The organism is Paraburkholderia sp. RAU6.4a, assembly GCF_050435625.1.
GTDB lineage: Bacteria > Pseudomonadota > Gammaproteobacteria > Burkholderiales > Burkholderiaceae > Paraburkholderia > Paraburkholderia tuberum.
Genome location: NZ_JBNDKQ010000003.1, coordinates 261225 through 277061, shown reverse-complemented (window position 1 = coordinate 277061; position 15837 = coordinate 261225). Strand labels below are relative to the sequence as shown.

Sequence of the window (15837 nt, the reverse complement as noted above, 5' to 3'; positions counted from 1 at the left end):
CAGGAATTATAGTCGTTCGAAGAGGTCGACAGGAGACAGGCCGCCATGGAGACAATCGCTTTTCGGATGGTGCTGAACCCCGGCATGCGCGAAGAATACGAACGGCGTCATACGCAGATCTGGCCCGAGCTCGTTGACGCGCTGCACAACGCCGGCGTGCGCGACTACCGGATTTTTTTCGATCCCGACACGCATCATCTTTTCGCGGTGCTCTCGCGCACCAGCGATCACACGATGGACCAGTTGCCGCAACTCGACGTGATGCGCAAATGGTGGGATTACATGGCCGACATCATGCAGACCGCGCCCGATCACACGCCGCTGTCGCAGACGCTCGAACCGGTCTTTCGTCTCAGTCATTGAGTCGAGCTGAACCCAGCTGAACCCCGCAACGACGCACGAACCTCGAAACGCTTTTCACCGGACGAAGGTGCCGCATGCAGGTTGTCGATTCGCATATCCATCTGTGGGATCTGAAGACGCATCGCTATCCGTGGCTGGAGAACCCGGGCGTGTCGTTCGTCGGCGATGCGCGCGATCTGAAGCACGACTATCTGCTCGACGATCTGCTCGGTGAAGCGGGCGACGTCGACGTGCTGAAGCTCGTGCACGTCGAAGCGAATCACGATCCGGCCGATCCCGTCGAGGAAACGCGCTGGTTGCAGTCGATCGCGGATCGCGACGCCTCGCGCGGCATGCCGAATGCGATCGTCGCCGCCGTGGACCTGTCCGCGCAAAATGCGCCCGCGTTGCTCGAAGCGCATGCGTCGTTCGCGAATACGCGCGGCATCCGGCAGATTCTCAACGTGCACGACAACAAACTGTTCGATTACGTCGGCCGTCATTACATGCGCGAGCCGCGGTGGCGCGAGCATTTCGCGTTGCTGCGCCGTTACGACCTGTCGTTCGATCTGCAACTGTATCCGTCGCAAATGGAGGAGGCTGCCGCCTTGGCGCGTGCGCATGCGGACACGCTTCTGGTCGTCAATCATGCGGGCATGTTCGTCGATCGTAATAGCGTGGCCGGTTACCGCGCGTGGCGCGAAGGCATGCGTCTGCTCGCGGCGTGTCCGAACGTCGCGGTGAAGATCAGCGGGCTCGCGATGTTCGATCATCACTGGAGCGTCGAAAGCCTGCGGCCTTATGTGCTCGAAACGATCGATACGTTCGGCGTCGAACGTGCGATGTTCGCGTCGAATTTTCCCGTCGACCGGCTGTTTGGTTCGTATACGGATTTGTGGCGCGCGTATGCGGCGATCATTGGCGATGCGAGCGAGGCTGAGAAGGACGCGCTGTTTCGGCGCAACGCGCAACGGTACTACCGGATTTGACGCGCGGCGCGTCGAAGAGAAGACAGCCGCAAAAAAGGAGACACGCAGTGCAGCCATCCCCTTCCACGGTGCCGCGACTCGAATTGCGGCACGCGAGCAAATCCTTCGGCCGGGTGCGCGCGCTGTCCGACGGCGACCTCGTGCTGTGGCCCGGCGAGGTGCATGCGCTGCTCGGCGAGAACGGCGCGGGCAAATCGACGCTCGTGAAAATTCTCGCCGGGGTGCATCAGCCCGACGCCGGCGAGCTTCTGGTGAACGGCGAGCCACGTCGCTTCGCGACGCCGGCCGAAGCGCGCGACGCCGGGCTCGCGGTCATCTATCAGGAGCCGACGTTGTTCTTCGATCTGTCGATTGCGGAGAACATCTTCATGGGCCGGCAGCCGGTCGACCGCTTCGGCCGCATTCAGTACGACGCGATGCATCGCGAAGTGGACGGACTGCTCGCGTCGCTCGGCGTCGAGTTGCGCGCGGATCAACTGGTGCGTGGTCTGTCGATCGCGGATCAGCAGGTGATCGAAATCGCGAAGGCGCTGTCGCTGAACGCGAGCGTGCTGATCATGGATGAACCGACGGCCGCATTGTCGCTGCCCGAAGTCGAGCGGCTCTTCGCGATCGTGCGCAAGCTGCGCGAACGCGACGTCGCGATTCTGTTCATCACGCACCGGCTCGACGAAGTATTCGCGCTGACGCAGCGCGTGACGATCATGCGCGACGGCGCGAAAGTCTTCGACGCGCTGACCGCCGATCTGAGCACCGACGCGATCGTCGCCAGGATGGTCGGCCGCGATCTGCAAACGTTCTATCCGAAGGCCGATTGCACACCGGGCGACGTGCGTCTGTCGGTGCGCGGCTTGACGCGCATCGGCGTGTTCAAGGATGTCTCGTTCGACGTGCGCGCCGGCGAGATCGTCGCGCTCGCGGGCCTCGTCGGCGCGGGACGCAGCGAGGTCGCGCGGGCGATCTTCGGTATCGATCCGCTCGATTCGGGCGAAGTGTGGCTGACCGGCAAGCGGCTCGACACCGGCAAGCCCGCGGCCGCGGTGCGCGCCGGGCTCGCGCTCGTGCCGGAGGATCGCCGCCAGCAAGGGCTCGCGCTCGAACTGAGCATCGCGCGCAATGCGTCGATGACGGTGCTCGGACGGCTCGTTCGGCATGGGCTCATGTCGACGCGCAGCGAAACGCAGCTCGCCAACCAGTGGGGCACGCGTCTGCGCCTGAAGGCGAGCGACCCGGGGGCGCCGGTCGGTACGCTGTCGGGCGGCAACCAGCAGAAGGTCGTGCTCGGCAAGTGGCTCGCGACCGGCCCGAAAGTGCTGATCATCGACGAACCGACGCGCGGCATCGACGTTGGCGCGAAAGCCGAGGTGTATGGCGCGCTCGCCGAACTCGTGCGCGATGGCATGGCCGTGCTGATGATTTCGAGCGAGCTGCCCGAGGTGCTCGGCATGGCCGATCGCGTGCTCGTGATGCACGAAGGCCGCATCAGCGCGGAGCTCGCGCGCGCCGACGCGAACGAGGAGCGCATCATGGGCGCCGCGCTCGGTCAGGGACTTTCACCATTGGGACGTGCAGCATGATGCGCCATTCGACCCATCCCGCGCCGGTGCGGCAGTCGCTGCCGAAGCGTTCCGCCGCTTCATCGGGCGGCCTCGTCGCGAGCGTCGCGAAGAGCCGCGAAACCACGTTGTTCGTCGTGCTGATCCTGCTGATCGCGGGGACCGGGCTCGCGAAGCCGCAGTTCCTGAATCTGCAAAACCTGCGCGACGTGCTGCTGAACGTGTCGATCATCGGTCTGCTGACGGCCGGCATGACCGTCGTGATCCTGATGCGGCATATCGATCTGTCGGTCGGCTCGACGGTGGGTATCAGCGCGTACGCGGTGGGCAGCCTGTACGTTGGGTTCCCGCATATGCCGGTGCTCGTCGCGCTGGCCGCGGGGCTCGCGATCGGGCTCGTCGCGGGTGGCATCAATGCGCTGCTCGTCGCGGTGGGGCGCGTGCCTTCGCTGGTGGCGACGCTGTCGACGCTGTACATCTTTCGCGGCGCCGATTACGCATGGGTGCACGGCGGCCAGATCAACGCGACCAGTCTGCCCGACGCGTACTCGCGGCTCGCGACCGGCACGCTGCTCGGCATCCCGACGCTCGCGCTGATCGCGATCGTCGTACTCGCCGGCCTGTCGGTGTATCTGAAGCAGTTTCGCGGCGGTCGCGAGCACTATGCGATCGGCTCGAATCCGGAAGCCGCGCGGCTCGCGGGCGTCAACGTCGAGCGTCGCGTGATGTCGGGCTTTTTGTTGTCCGGGGCGATTGCGGGCTTTGCGGGCGCGTTGTGGCTCGCGCGCTTCGGCACCGTCGATGCCAGCACCGCGAAGGGCATCGAATTGCAGGTCGTCGCGGCGGCGGTGGTCGGCAGTGTCGCGATTACGGGCGGCGTCGGCACGATCCTCGGCGCGACGCTCGGTGCGCTCGTGCTCGGCGTGATCAGCATCGCGCTCGTCGTGCTGCACGTGTCGCCATTCTGGGAGCAGGCGATCCAGGGCGCGCTGATCGTCGCCGCGATCGCCGCCGATACGCTGCTGGCCCGCTCCGTCGCCAAACGCATGATGAGGAAACGCGATCATGGCTAAACCCGATTCCGCGCTGCTCACGCGCAAGCGCGAAACGCCGCTGCAATGGGAAGTGTTGCTGGTGATCGTGCTGATCGTGTCGCTGGTGTTGGGCCGCTGGCTGTCGCCGGTGTTTCTGACCGGCGCGAACCTGAGCAACGTGCTCGCCGATCTGACCGAGATCGCGCTGATGGCGCTGCCGATGACGCTGATCATCGTCGCCGCCGAAATCGATCTGTCGGTCGCGTCGGTGCTGGGCGCGTCAAGCGCGCTGATGGGCGTGCTGTGGCACATGGGGCTGCCGATGCCGGTCGTGATCGTCGTGGTGCTGATCGCCGGCGCGCTGGCGGGCCTGCTGAACGGCCTCGTGATCGTCAAGCTGAACCTGCCGTCGCTCGCGGTCACGATCGGTACGCTCGCGCTGTTTCGCGGTCTCGCGTATGTGCTGCTCGGCGATCAGGCGGTCGCGGATTTTCCGGCCGCGTATACGGCGTTCGGCATGAACACGCTTGGCTCCACGTTCATTCCGTTGCCGTTCGTGATCGTGATCGCCGCCGCCGTGCTGTTCACGGTTCTGCTGCAAGCCACCGCGTTCGGCCGCAGTCTCTATGCGATCGGCGCGAATCCGACCGCCGCCGCGTTCTCCGGCATCGAGGTCGCGAAGATCCGCTTGCGCCTGTTCGTGCTGTCGGGTCTCGTCAGCGCGCTCGCGGGCATCGTCTATACGCTGCGCTTCACGAGCGCGCGCGGCGATAACGGCGAGGGCTTCGAGCTGTCGGTGATCGCCGCGGTGCTGTTCGGTGGCGTCAGCATTTTCGGCGGACGCGGCTCGATGGTCGGCGTGCTGCTGTCGCTGCTGATCATCGGCGTGCTCAAGAACGCGCTGACACTCGACGACGTATCGAGCGAAACGCTGACCATCGTGACCGGCGTGCTGCTGCTCGCGTCGGTGCTGATTCCGAACCTCGTCGCGCGCTGGCGGGCGGCACGCGACCGGCGTTTCATCGCGAAGTCCGCCGCCACGTCTTCTTCATCCGCAACCTAGCTTCCCCTCTCTGTCCAACAACAACGCAGGAGACACTTCATGTTCAAACCTCTACGTCACACCGGCATGGCCGCGCTCTGCGCCGCGTTGCTCGCGATCAGCTGCGGCGGCGCGTTCGCCGCGGAACTGAAAAGCGGGCTGAAGATCGCGTTCGTGCCGAAGCAGATCAACAACCCGTACGAAGTGATCGCCGACGACGGCGGCCTCGCCGCGATCAAGGAATTCGGCGGCGTGGGCAAGGCGGTCGGGCCATCGGATGCGGGCGCATCGTCGCAGGTGTCGTACATCAACACGCTGATCACGCAGCACCAGGATGCGATCGTGATTGCCGCCAACGATGCGAACGCGGTCGTGCCGTATCTGAAGAAGGCGATGGGTCAGGGCATCAAGGTCGTCACGTTCGACTCCGATACCGCGCCCGAGGGCCGCCAGCTGTTCGTCAATCAGGCGAACGCCGAAGGCATCGGCCGCGGCCAGGTGCAACTGGTCGCGAAGCTGATGGGCGGCGAGGGCGAGTTCGCGATTCTGTCGGCGACGCCGAACGCGACGAACCAGAACACCTGGATCAAGTGGATGCAGGAGGAACTGAAGAAACCGGAGTACTCGAAGATCAAGCTCGTCAAGATCGCGTACGGCAACGACGACGATCAGAAGTCCTTCGTCGAAACGCAGGGCTTGCTGCAGGCGTATCCGAACCTGAAGGCGATCGTCGCGCCGACGACGGTCGGCATCGCGGCGGCGGCGCGCTATATCTCGTCGTCGTCGAGCAAGGGCAAGGTGGCGGTGACGGGCCTCGGCACGCCGAACCAGATGCGCGCGTTCGTGAAGAACGGCACCGTGACCGCGTTCCAGTTGTGGGATCCGAGCGAGCTCGGCTATCTGGCCGCGTACGCGGCGGCGTCGCTCGCGTCGGGCACGATCACGGGTAAGGAGGGCGAAACGTTCGACGCCGGCAAGCTCGGCAAGCGCACGATTGGCGCGCACGGCGAAATCATTCTCGGGCCGCCGACCACGTTCGATGCGAGCAACATCGACAAGTACAACTTCTGAGCTTCGGCAACGCCGACTGTCCACCTGATCGCCGTTGGCGGGTCGTGGGCAGTCGGCGCAGCGGATCTCGGGGCTTTCGCGTGCGGTCCCGCTCAGCGGCGGATCGCAAAACGCCGCGCATAAGCGGCGGATGGTGAGCCGCTTCCCCACAGCGCGCCATCGATCAGTTCCCTTGCGACGTCCTCGCCGGGCACCGGCACGTTCACGCGCGCGGCGGCCTCGCGATACAACTGCGTCTGGTTGATGCGCGCGGCGACCGCGTCGTAGTCGTTGTGCGCATCGATGATCCCCCAGCGCTCGAACTGCGTGAGGAACCACGCGCCTTCGAATGGATGCGGATAGTTGACCGCGCCGTCGTCGAAGAAACGCATCGGCAGGCGGCGCGGGTTCGCCGTGTCGAGGTGGTCGCCGAGCCGCGCCGCGATCAGCGTCTCGTCGATACCGATGTAATCGGGCCGCGCGAGCCAGCGGGCGATCTCGTCGCGATGCCCGGCGCCGTCGAGCCAGCGGCACGCTTCGAGCACGGTCTGCACGAGCGCGCGCGTCGTGCGCGGATGCGCATCGACGAAATCGCGTCGGCAGGCGAGCACTTTCTCGGGATGCTCGGGCCACACCTCGCTCGAATAAGCGATCGTTTTGCCGACACCATGCGCCTCGGCCATTTCATTCCACGGCTCGCCGACGCACAGACCGTCGAGCCGGTCTTCGGCAAGCGCGGCGACCATTTGCGGCGGCGGAATCGCGACACTGTCGATGTCGCGCAACGGATCGACGCCTTGCGCCGCGAGCCAGTAGTACAGCCACATCGCATGCGTGCCGGTCGGGAAGGTGTGCGCGAACACCGGCTTGCGGCCGAGCGTCGCGAGCGCCTCGCGCAATGTCCCATGCTTCGCGAGCGCATCGGCGAGCCGATTCGACAGCGTGATCGCCTGGCCGTTGCGGTTCAGCACCATCAGCACGGCCATGTCGGTGCGCGGGCCGCGGAGGCCGAGCTGCACGCCATACACGAGCCCGTAAAGCGCGTGCGCGGCGTCGAGATCGCCGGCTAGCAGCTTGTCGCGCACGGCGGCCCACGACGGCTGGCGGCACAGTTCGAGCGTGAGCCCGTGCGCATGGCCGAACTCGAGCAGCTTCGCCGCGATCAGCGGCGCCGCGTCGGACAACGCGACGAAACCGAGCCGCAGATGGGTCTTTTCAGGCGGCTCCGCAAAGGCCGCGGCGGTGACGGAAGTGGCTGGATTCATGAGCGCATCATTTGAGCGAGCCGGCCGACGCGACGACCTCGCGCGCCACCTCGGCGAGTTTGACGCCCTGGTTCATCGCGCGTTTGCGCAGACTCGCGTAGGCGGCCGGTTCGGTGAGTTTCTGCTGATCCATGAGCAGGCGTTTCGCGCGATCGATCAGCTTGCGCTCGGCCAGTTCGTTTTCGGCCTGCGCGAGCCGCTCGCGCAATTGCGACTCCTGTGCGAAACGCGCGAGCGCGACTTCGAGAATCGGTGCGAGCCGCTCGGTCGCGAGGCCTTCGACCAGATACGCGGTGACGCCCGCGTTGACCGCTTGGCGGATCAGTTGCTGGTTCGCGTCGTGGCTGAACATCAGCACGGGGCGCGGCGCGGTCGCGTGCATCACGGCGAGCTGTTCGAGCGTATCGCGCGACGGCGACTCCGTATCGATGATGATGACGTCGGGCCGCTCGTCCTGAACCGCGCGATGCAGCGCCTGCGGCGTCGCGGTGCCGGAGAGCATTTCGCAGCCGAGACAGGCGAGCGCATCGCGCAGATCGCCGATGGGTTTGTCGGTGTCGGTGACAAGGAGAACACGCAGCATGGAGTCAGGGGAAGGGACATCTGACTATCAGTAAAGCAATGGACATGCCAGCCTTCGCGCGACGGGGCTTGGCGAGGTGTGTGAGCGCATTCGCGCGAATGGCGGGGATCGATTGGGGTTTTTTGCGGGCGATCGCTGCGAATCGTCCGCGAAAGAGGTGACGCGGCCACGCCGGTCGCGCTGCACCGGCGAGGGGCATGCAGGACAGCGGACGCCCGATGCACCGAAGGGGCGCATCGCGCCCATCGCGACCACCGGCAGACTGGTCAGCAATGACGCGCCGTAGAAGCTCAAGCCGGTCGCGTCGCGAATCGCCGTCATCAACGGGCTGATCGAGGTCAGCAGCGGGCGCAGATGGAGCTGGAGGAGCGGGTGGTCGAGCAGGTGCGCAAAAGCGCGGGTGGGGAGGATTTGGGGGCGGTGTTTGGAGTTTAGCGAGACGTGCGGCGACGTGCGTGGTCGCCGAAGCGGCGTGCCGCCAGATTCCAATCAAGACGCCGCGCGTGTTGCGGCGTACGACGTTCGCGCATGCGCTGGAGAGCATCCCGAATGTCAGGGACGTCTATTTCACGAGCTTGGGCGGCGAGGCTGACGTAGCGCGTTCAAGCAGAACGCGGAGTCGGAAGGTATGGCGCGAGTCTGTCGGGCCTCGCGCTTTCGCATGGGTTCGGGCGGGCTGCCCGCATCGCCTGCACAACATCACAGGTACGCAGGGCGGCGCCGTGACCCCTGCTTACCTCCGCCGCGCCGCGTGCCGTGGCGCACCGCCGCCACTCGCACGCTCGTCCTTGTGGCGGAAATTGATCCGCCCCTTGGTCAGGTCGTAGACCGACAGTTCGAGCGTCACGCGATCGCCCGCGAGAATACGGATATGGTTCTTGCGCATGCGCCCGGACGCATAGGCGCCGACCACGACGCCGTTGTCGAGCGTCACGCGGTAGCGGCTATCCGGAAGCACTTCGTCGACGATACCGTCAAGTTCAAGCAGTTCTTCTTTCGCCATGCATAACTCCTGGTCGATGGGATAAAGGGGAAACCGGCCGCAGGCATTGCGAGCGGCGCGACTGTGGATTCGTTTGAAAAGCAGCGGCGCCCGAAAGCACGCTGCGCGACATGAGTGACGCGCCGATGACGCCGCTCAAAGATCGGTGACCGACTGACCGCTCACCTGGCCGTCGATCAGCCGTTCCGCATGCGCCATGCACGCGATGCGCGCCTTGCCCATGCCGTCGAACGGAAACAGATACTGCAGGCGAAATACCCGACCGTCGGCCGCCGGATTGGCGCCGACGCGGCAGATGCGCACCGAAGCGTCGTAACCGGCGCCCGGATTGCGGGTCGCTTGCGCGCCCGCGGGGCGGCGCGGATAAACGAGCGGGTGAATTTCGTAACCCTTGTAGGTCCTGACAGCTGAATTCATGAGAAACATGTCCTGTATTGCGTGGTCCACGCGCCGCGTGCGGGGCGCTGCTTCCGGCAACGCTCCTTTGACGCGTCACGGCGCGGACCGGCGGCGCAGCACCGATGGGCGCGCCGGCGATAAAAATGGTTGGCACAGACCTGCTAGACCCGGCGGGCTCAATGACAATGGCCCGAGCGGTCGCGCAAAAACGCGGATTCGACCGAAAAAACGCTGAAGCGGCGCGTCAATTCGGGCGCCGGACGCATGATGCTGAACCGCTCGGTGTACTTCTCGCGACGGCGAATGCGGGCGGCGCATTGCCGGAGTGACGGGATCGCAGATAAGGGCGGTCGAACAGTCGGGGGTGGTGCGGAGATGCCGGGTTGAGACTGCCTGGTGCTGCCAGTGCAATATGGGTGCGAGGTACAACAATTGCAACATGATGCCTGAAATAGGGCTGATTGGATAGTGCAAACTTCAGCGCACGACCGGAACGCCCGACTGGCAGGGCTTCGCGGGCGGTTGGCGAAGTCGTGTCGGAGGCGGGACGGGCGACGGACGCGCGAATTGCGCGAGTGGCGCGCGCGAGGTTCCTATCCGAACGCGTGCGTCAGCGCGACGTCTCGGCGACGCGCTTCTGCAATTCGCGCGCGGCCGCCAGCGGCAGGCGCGCATCGTCCCAGCCGGTCAACCATTCGACTTCCTTGGCTGTGAAGACCTGACCATGGTTGCGCAGCGCGTACTGCAGCGAATCGATGATGTGGTTGCGAATGATCTCCGGCGTGCGCTTGTCGTCGAGCACGGCGCGAAGCGCTTCGAGTGTGGCCATCGGTTGGCTCCGTTCGGTTGGGTGTCGGCGGATCAGTGTTTATCGCACGAAAAAAATGTGCTCGCGAGGTGGACAAAATTGCCGTCCGGCGTCGAGTCGCGGCGCCAGCGCGAGGCCGCTACAATGGCGACTTCCTGAATTGCGGACCGAGCGGGCGCGCCGGCGTCCACTGCGGGCATCTGGCTTCGTCGTCATCCGCTATCGCGCGCCGCCTCCTTCGAACCTCGCGTTTTTTCCATGCGCAACCCGAACGTGTCTCCTGTCAAAGACCTGCTGCTGAAGCGCTACGCGCCGATCGCCGACGGCATCGCCGCGCTGCTCTATCCGTGCGCCGAGGTGGTGATTCACGATCTGCGCGATCAGACCATCGCGTATCTGGTGAACAATCTGTCGCGGCTCGAGGTGGGCGCGCCGTCGGTGCTCGACGACGCGCACTTCGCGGCGCGCGGCCAGACCATCGGCCCCTACGAGAAACTGAACTGGGACGGCCGCCGCATGCGCTGCGTGAGCAACATCCTGTTCGACGACGACGGCAAGCCCGCCGGCATCCTGTGCGTGAACTTCAACATCGCGGTGTTCGAGGATGTGCGCTCGACGCTCGATCTGTTCATCAAGGGCGGCGCGATGACGGACGCGCCTGCCGACGATCTGTTCCGCGACGACTGGCAGGACCGCATCAACACGTATCTGCACACGTGGCTGCGCGACCGGCAGATCGGCATCAATGCGCTGACGCGCGAGCACAAGCGTGAAATCGTCGAGGCGCTGCACGCGCAGGGCGCGTTTCGCGGCCGCAGCTCGGCGAATTACGTGGCCGCGGTGCTGACAATGGGCCGCGCGACCGTCTACAAGATCCTGAAGCAGATGAAAGAGGGCGGCTGAGCTCAGGCGCGCCGTGCTTGAAAATGCTTCGACGACGCCCAAAATAAGGTCACACACCATGCGCTACCGACACTACAAAGGCGGCATTTACGAACTGGTCTGCGAGGCCACGCTCGAATCGGATCCGACGGTCACGATGATCGTCTACAAGGCGGCCAATGGTACGATCTGGACCCGTCCAGCGACGGTGTTTTTCGAGCTGGTAGAGCAGGAAGGCGTCGAGGTGCCGCGTTTTGCGCCGCTCGATGAGTTCAACAACGAGGCAGATGCGTCCCCCGCGGACTCACCCATGCTGCCGTAATCACAGGAACAGGAAAACCGAATGCGTCTGTTGCTTGCCATCATTCTGCCGTGGCTGCAGTTTTTCACGATCGGCCGTCCGTTTGCGGGCATCATCTGCCTGATTCTGCAAATCACGCTGATCGGCTGGGTGCCGGCGGCCATCTGGTCGGTGTATTCGCTGAGCCAGTACAACACGGACAAGAAAATCGCCCGCGCAATGGGCAACGGGCGCTAAGACACAGCGCGTGAAAGCGTCGGCGAGCGGGGCGCCAGGCCCCCACGCTCCCGCTCATCGTGCCGGTATCGCGACCGCATCCGGCACTTCGATCACCACGTCGGTTTCCGCGACCGCCACGCACGGCAGGATATAACCGTCCGCCTTTTCCTCGCGGCTCACGCCGGGCCATTCAATCGAGTAGCGCACACGCCCAGACGTCATCCGGCACAAGCATGTTCGGCACGTGCCGTTGCGGCACGAACGCGGCAAACGCAGATTGGCGAAAGCGGCGGCTTCGAGAATCGTCAGCGAATCGGGCGCTTCGAAGCTCTGGCCGAGCGGTTCGACGCGAACCACAGGCGGGCGGGTGGGGGCGGACATCGTGCAGGTCAATGACTAGGTGCGCGACACTTTACACGGGATCGGACAGCGCTTTATGCCGCGCCGCAACATCGGCGCGTCAGTCGCGCCTTCAAGAAAAAATCGGGGAAATCTTGCACCTGGGCCGAACTCGTCTAAAGTGAATCAATTCACCTCCGCGTGGCGCGAACTGACGATGCCGCGTCGAGGCGACGGCCCGCGTCGGCTGCATGGGACAAGGAGGAACGAGCGGCGGACGCGATAGCAAGCAATCAGCGCGTGCATTACCCGAGCGCATCGTGCGCGCACTCTTCCAGGTGACTCCCATGCAGATCCAATTCCCGAACGAAGCCCCTGAATACTCAGGTCGCGAACTTACTTTGGCGTTTCCGGCAATGGTCGATGGGCAGAGGGTGGAGTGCATGATCACCGCGGAAGCGCTCGAAGATCACTTCGGCGCCGCGTCCCCCCGGCTGGAGGACATGATCGTCGCGTTCGACGCGCACCGGCCGCGCATCGAGGCCGCCACGCGCCGGCTGTTGTCGGAAACGCGCGCGCAGTGTCTCGTGCTCAGAAGCGGTTACGTGCGGTTTTACGAGGCGAACTGGCGTAACTGACCGATCTGAAACTATCGGCTGGCTACCGGTACCGAAGCTTCGGCAAGCGCGACTGCTGCCGAAGCGCGAAGTTCGGATTCACCCGTGCCGCTGCCGCTGGCTGGCCTGCGCGCAAGCCGCGACCGCGTGCAATGCATCGGCGGCACGCAGCCAGCTCCATTACTTTCAAATGATCCGCCGCAGCGCCCGATCCTTGAACACCACATGGTGCGCGATCGCCGCGAGCGCGTGCAGTCCGATCACCCAATAGAACACGTTGCCGAGCCACTCGTGCGCGTCCTTCAACAGCGGCCGCGCGATCGCATCCGCACGCACCAGCGTGAAGCTGATGTCCGTCCATGCGAGCGACACCGGCCGCCCGCCCGCATTGACCATCAGCATGCCGAGCAGCGGCTGGGCGAAGATGAACACATAGAGCGCGAGGTGCGCGGAGCGCCCGAGAAAAGCGAGCAGCCGATTGCTTTCGAGCTCCTCCGGCGCGCCGGCCCACAATCTCCACAGCAGCCGCAACACGGCCAGCCCGAGCACCAGCGTTCCGGCCCAAAAATGCACTCCGGTCCAGAACGCGCGGCTGTCGGAGCCGCGCGGGCCGCGGATTTCGATGGCCAGATAGGCCAGCGCGACCAGCAGAAAAATCATCCAGTGAAAGAAAATCGCGGGCTTCGTGTAGCGGTCCGTCGTGCGGTTATATGAGGACATCGAGGCTCCTGGGGTGGCGACCCGTGCCGCTGCGACCGGGTCGATCATCATTCGAAACATCGGATGATAAACGGTCCCCGAACCCGACGACACATTCGACCCCCCGGCCGCGCGAGCGCGACCTCCTCATTCGCTGCCGAGATAGAAATACCGGAACAGGAAAATCGCCGCGATGATCCACACGACCAGCTTCACCTGGCGCGCCTGGCCCGTCAGCAGCTTGAGTCCCGCGTACGAGATGAAGCCGAACGCGACGCCGTTCGCGATCGAGTAGGTGAACGGCATCAGCAGCGCGGTCAGCGCGGCCGGCACGACTTCGGTCGCGTCGTCCCACGGCAGGTCGACCAGTTCGCGCAGCATCAGGCACGACACGTACAGCAGCGCGGGCGCGGTCGCATACGGCGGCACCACTTCGGCGAGCGGCGCGAAAAACAGCGCCGCGACGAACAGCACGGCGACCGTGATCGCGGTCATGCCGGTACGGCCGCCGGCCTGCACGCCCGATGCGCTTTCGATATACGCCGTCGTCGACGAAGTACCGAGCATCGAGCCGGCGAGAATCGCGGTGCTGTCCGCGAGCAGCGCGCGGTTCAGCCGATGCATCTTGCCTTCCACCAGCAGCCCCGCGCGGTTCGCGACGCCCATCAGCGTGCCGGTCGCATCGAACAGCTCGACGAGGAAGAACACCAGCACCACGTTCAGCACGCCGCTCGACAGCGCGCTGCGGATATCGAGCTGCAACAGCGTCGGCGCGATCGACGGCGGCGCGGACACGATGCCGTGAAACTGGTTGCCGCCAAAGAAAAAGCTCAGGATCGTCACGCCGACGATACCGATCAGGATCGAACCGCGCACACGCATATGATCCAGCGTGACGATGCCGAAGAATCCGACCGCCGCGAGCACGACGTGCGGGTCATGCAGATTGCCGAGCGTGACGAGCGTGGCCGGATTGCCGACCACCACGCCGGCCGACTTCAGCGAAATGATCGCGAGAAAGAGACCGATGCCGCCGGTGATCGCGATGCGGATCGAATGCGGAATGCCCTTGACGATCACCTCGCGCACGCGGAACAGCGTGACGATCAGGAACAGGCACCCGGAGATGAACACCGCGCCGAGCGCGGCCTGCCACGTGTAGCCCATGCCCTTGACGACCGTGTACGCGAAGTACGCGTTCAGGCCCATGCCGGGCGCGAGCGCGATCGGGTAGTTCGCGTACAGACCCATGATCAGCGACGCGAGCGCGGCCACGAGGCAGGTCGCGACGAACACCGCGCTCTTCGGCATGCCGGCGTCGCCGAGAATCGCCGGGTTCACGAAGATGATGTAGGCCATCGTCAGGAAAGTGGTCACGCCGGCTAGCACTTCGGTGCGCAGGTTGGTGTCGACGGCGTCGAAGCCGAAGTAGCGTTTGATCGAGTCCATGTGGCGGGTTTCCTCTCTTTCGTCGTTCAGACAGTGTTTTTGTCATCGAGGCGGTGACAGCGCGGCGCGGCAAGGCAGGCCGCGCGGCGGCGTTACGGCGGAATTGTAATCACGAATGGCAGCGCCCCGGCGCCTGCGGCGGCGCCAGCACGCCGCCCGGGCCCGTCAGGCGGGCGGTTTGCCGTGCGACTGTGGCGCCTGCGCATCACCGCGAGGCGCCTGACGCGCGAGCCAGCGATCGAGTTCGCCAGCAAACGTCTTGCCATCGCGCGCGCTGAAGGCGGCCGGCCCGCCCGTGTCGACGCCGCTCGAGCGCAACTGGTCGAGCATCGAGCGCATGCGCAGCCGTTCTTCGATCGTGCCGGGCGAGTACCAGTTGCCGCGCGGATCGAGCGCGTGGGCATTTTTTGCCAGCACGGCGGCGGCGAGCGGGATGTCGGCGGTGATCACGAGGTCGCCCGCGACGACGCGCTCGACGATCAACTGATCGGCGGCGTCGAAGCCGGCCGGCACCTGGATCGCGCGGATCAGCGGCGACGGCGGCACGCGCAGGAACGAATTGGCGACCAGCGTCAGCGGCATGCCGGTCCGGCGCGCCGCGCGATAAAGCATGTCCTTGACGACGGCCGGGCAGGCGTCGGCATCGACCCAGATTGGCATGGTGCGGGTTCCGGCTGTGTGCGGCTGGTTTGCTGCGTGAGGGATGGCGGGACCGGATGATACCTTGGCGCGACGCAAGCCGTGCCATGCCGCTCGCGGCGGGCGGCATTCAGGCTGCAACTACGCAAGCCGCGACCGCTTTACTGCACGGCCGTCGGGGCGTTGCCTTGCTGCTGCTCGCGGTGTTGCGCGACGATGCGGCCCGCGCGCTGCGCGTTCTCCGGATAGTCGATCCAGTCGAACGGGTCGTAGCCGGCGGCGAGCCATTCCGCGAGGTCAGCGCGGACCTGGGCGCGCGTTTTCGGCGCCGACGGGTCGGCGGGCTGCGTCACCGCTTGCGCGTAGACGGTGCTGATACCCACGGCGGCCAACAGCGCGCCGAGTCCAATGCGGGAAGACAGTTTCATGGCGGGCTCCTGCGGAGCGGAAAAACGGCCGGACCTGGTGGTTTTTCGGTGCGCCGGGTAAGGCGGTACAAGCAACGCACCATTTCTGCCGGCAAATCGAACCCGCCGCGAGCCTCGTTCGCCACGTCAGCGCAAGCAACGCGCAAGCGGGCGGGTATGCCGAAACGTCGACGCCAATCCGCGCCGAATGGAT

21 protein-coding genes are annotated in these 15837 nt (G+C 65.3%); 10 read left to right on the top strand and 11 right to left on the bottom strand.

The features are described from left to right. The first annotated feature begins 45 nt into the window (after positions 1-45). The 6 genes from rhaM (at position 46) to rhaS (ending at position 6034) form a co-directional block, all read left to right on the top strand. Positions 46-363: an L-rhamnose mutarotase gene (rhaM, locus tag OKW40_RS25805; protein WP_090806566.1), complete on the top strand. Its 318-nt coding sequence runs from the start codon at positions 46-48 to the stop codon at positions 361-363. Positions 364-437: 74 nt separating this feature from the next. Continuing rightward, a complete protein-coding gene (locus OKW40_RS25800) occupies positions 438-1331 on the top strand; it encodes an amidohydrolase family protein (RefSeq protein ID WP_429492328.1) in 894 nt (297 codons plus the stop codon). Between the two features lie 47 nt (positions 1332-1378). Next, positions 1379-2908: a sugar ABC transporter ATP-binding protein gene (locus OKW40_RS25795; RefSeq protein ID WP_429492327.1), complete on the top strand. Its 1530-nt coding sequence runs from the start codon at positions 1379-1381 to the stop codon at positions 2906-2908. Next, positions 2905-3960 carry an ABC transporter permease gene (locus OKW40_RS25790; protein ID WP_184031485.1) on the top strand — a complete coding sequence of 352 codons (1056 nt, stop codon included), beginning with the start codon at positions 2905-2907 and terminating at the stop codon, positions 3958-3960. The genes OKW40_RS25795 and OKW40_RS25790 overlap by 4 nt, the downstream gene beginning before the upstream one ends. Then, positions 3953-4984, top strand: coding sequence for an ABC transporter permease (locus OKW40_RS25785; RefSeq protein ID WP_429492324.1), 1032 nt, complete (start codon positions 3953-3955; stop codon positions 4982-4984). Before OKW40_RS25790 ends, OKW40_RS25785 begins: the two co-directional genes overlap by 8 nt. A 39-nt stretch (positions 4985-5023) precedes the next feature. Continuing rightward, positions 5024-6034 (top strand): rhamnose ABC transporter substrate-binding protein, encoded by a 1011-nt coding sequence (gene rhaS / locus OKW40_RS25780; protein WP_184066155.1) that lies wholly within the window; start codon positions 5024-5026, stop codon positions 6032-6034. 92 nt (positions 6035-6126) lie between these two features. Here the strand turns inward: rhaS and OKW40_RS25775 are convergent, their stop codons facing one another. The 6 genes from OKW40_RS25775 to OKW40_RS25750 form a co-directional block, all read right to left on the bottom strand. Next, positions 6127-7278: a CmpA/NrtA family ABC transporter substrate-binding protein gene (locus tag OKW40_RS25775; protein WP_429492322.1), complete on the bottom strand. Its 1152-nt coding sequence runs from the start codon at positions 7276-7278 to the stop codon at positions 6127-6129. Between the two features lie 7 nt (positions 7279-7285). Then, positions 7286-7861, bottom strand: coding sequence for an ANTAR domain-containing response regulator (locus OKW40_RS25770; RefSeq protein WP_090806551.1), 576 nt, complete (start codon positions 7859-7861; stop codon positions 7286-7288). A gap of 27 nt (positions 7862-7888) precedes the next feature. Continuing rightward, positions 7889-8350, bottom strand: a complete 462-nt coding sequence (locus OKW40_RS25765; RefSeq protein WP_429494012.1) for a hypothetical protein — start codon at positions 8348-8350, stop codon at positions 7889-7891. 244 nt (positions 8351-8594) lie between these two features. Beyond that, positions 8595-8864: a translation initiation factor IF-1 gene (infA, locus tag OKW40_RS25760; protein WP_090806547.1), complete on the bottom strand. Its 270-nt coding sequence runs from the start codon at positions 8862-8864 to the stop codon at positions 8595-8597. Between the two features lie 135 nt (positions 8865-8999). Continuing rightward, a complete protein-coding gene (locus OKW40_RS25755) occupies positions 9000-9281 on the bottom strand; it encodes a hypothetical protein (protein WP_429492320.1) in 282 nt (93 codons plus the stop codon). Positions 9282-9873: 592 nt separating this feature from the next. After that, a complete protein-coding gene (locus OKW40_RS25750) occupies positions 9874-10092 on the bottom strand; it encodes a hypothetical protein (RefSeq protein ID WP_184054544.1) in 219 nt (72 codons plus the stop codon). 237 nt (positions 10093-10329) lie between these two features. Between OKW40_RS25750 and OKW40_RS25745 the strand changes: the two genes are divergently transcribed. From OKW40_RS25745 to OKW40_RS25735, 3 genes are read left to right on the top strand one after another with little or no spacing between them, the layout of a single operon-like run. After that, positions 10330-10974: a helix-turn-helix transcriptional regulator gene (locus OKW40_RS25745; protein WP_018425410.1), complete on the top strand. Its 645-nt coding sequence runs from the start codon at positions 10330-10332 to the stop codon at positions 10972-10974. Positions 10975-11032: 58 nt separating this feature from the next. Then, positions 11033-11275: a DUF1653 domain-containing protein gene (locus OKW40_RS25740; protein ID WP_184066150.1), complete on the top strand. Its 243-nt coding sequence runs from the start codon at positions 11033-11035 to the stop codon at positions 11273-11275. 21 nt (positions 11276-11296) lie between these two features. After that, positions 11297-11491: a YqaE/Pmp3 family membrane protein gene (locus OKW40_RS25735; RefSeq protein WP_090806541.1), complete on the top strand. Its 195-nt coding sequence runs from the start codon at positions 11297-11299 to the stop codon at positions 11489-11491. Positions 11492-11545: 54 nt separating this feature from the next. On the opposite strand, the gene OKW40_RS25730 is transcribed toward OKW40_RS25735, so the two are convergent. After that, on the bottom strand, positions 11546-11854 hold the full coding sequence (locus tag OKW40_RS25730; protein ID WP_184062727.1) for a 2Fe-2S iron-sulfur cluster-binding protein: 309 nt from the start codon (positions 11852-11854) through the stop codon (positions 11546-11548). A gap of 305 nt (positions 11855-12159) precedes the next feature. Here OKW40_RS25730 and OKW40_RS25725 point away from each other — a divergent pair, with 305 nt between their 5' ends. Beyond that, positions 12160-12450 (top strand): DUF1488 domain-containing protein, encoded by a 291-nt coding sequence (locus tag OKW40_RS25725; protein WP_026226687.1) that lies wholly within the window; start codon positions 12160-12162, stop codon positions 12448-12450. 165 nt (positions 12451-12615) lie between these two features. On the opposite strand, the gene OKW40_RS25720 is transcribed toward OKW40_RS25725, so the two are convergent. The 4 genes from OKW40_RS25720 to OKW40_RS25705 form a co-directional block, all read right to left on the bottom strand. After that, positions 12616-13149, bottom strand: coding sequence for a cytochrome b (locus tag OKW40_RS25720; protein WP_090810140.1), 534 nt, complete (start codon positions 13147-13149; stop codon positions 12616-12618). 126 nt (positions 13150-13275) lie between these two features. Beyond that, the gene (locus OKW40_RS25715) at positions 13276-14577 is read right to left on the bottom strand and encodes an NCS2 family permease (protein WP_184062724.1); all 1302 of its coding nucleotides are present in this window, start codon (positions 14575-14577) and stop codon (positions 13276-13278) included. Between the two features lie 165 nt (positions 14578-14742). Continuing rightward, positions 14743-15237: a YaiI/YqxD family protein gene (locus tag OKW40_RS25710; protein ID WP_429492318.1), complete on the bottom strand. Its 495-nt coding sequence runs from the start codon at positions 15235-15237 to the stop codon at positions 14743-14745. A gap of 140 nt (positions 15238-15377) precedes the next feature. Then, the gene (locus OKW40_RS25705; protein WP_429353390.1) at positions 15378-15644 is read right to left on the bottom strand and encodes a DUF4148 domain-containing protein; all 267 of its coding nucleotides are present in this window, start codon (positions 15642-15644) and stop codon (positions 15378-15380) included. Positions 15645-15837 lie beyond the last annotated feature (193 nt).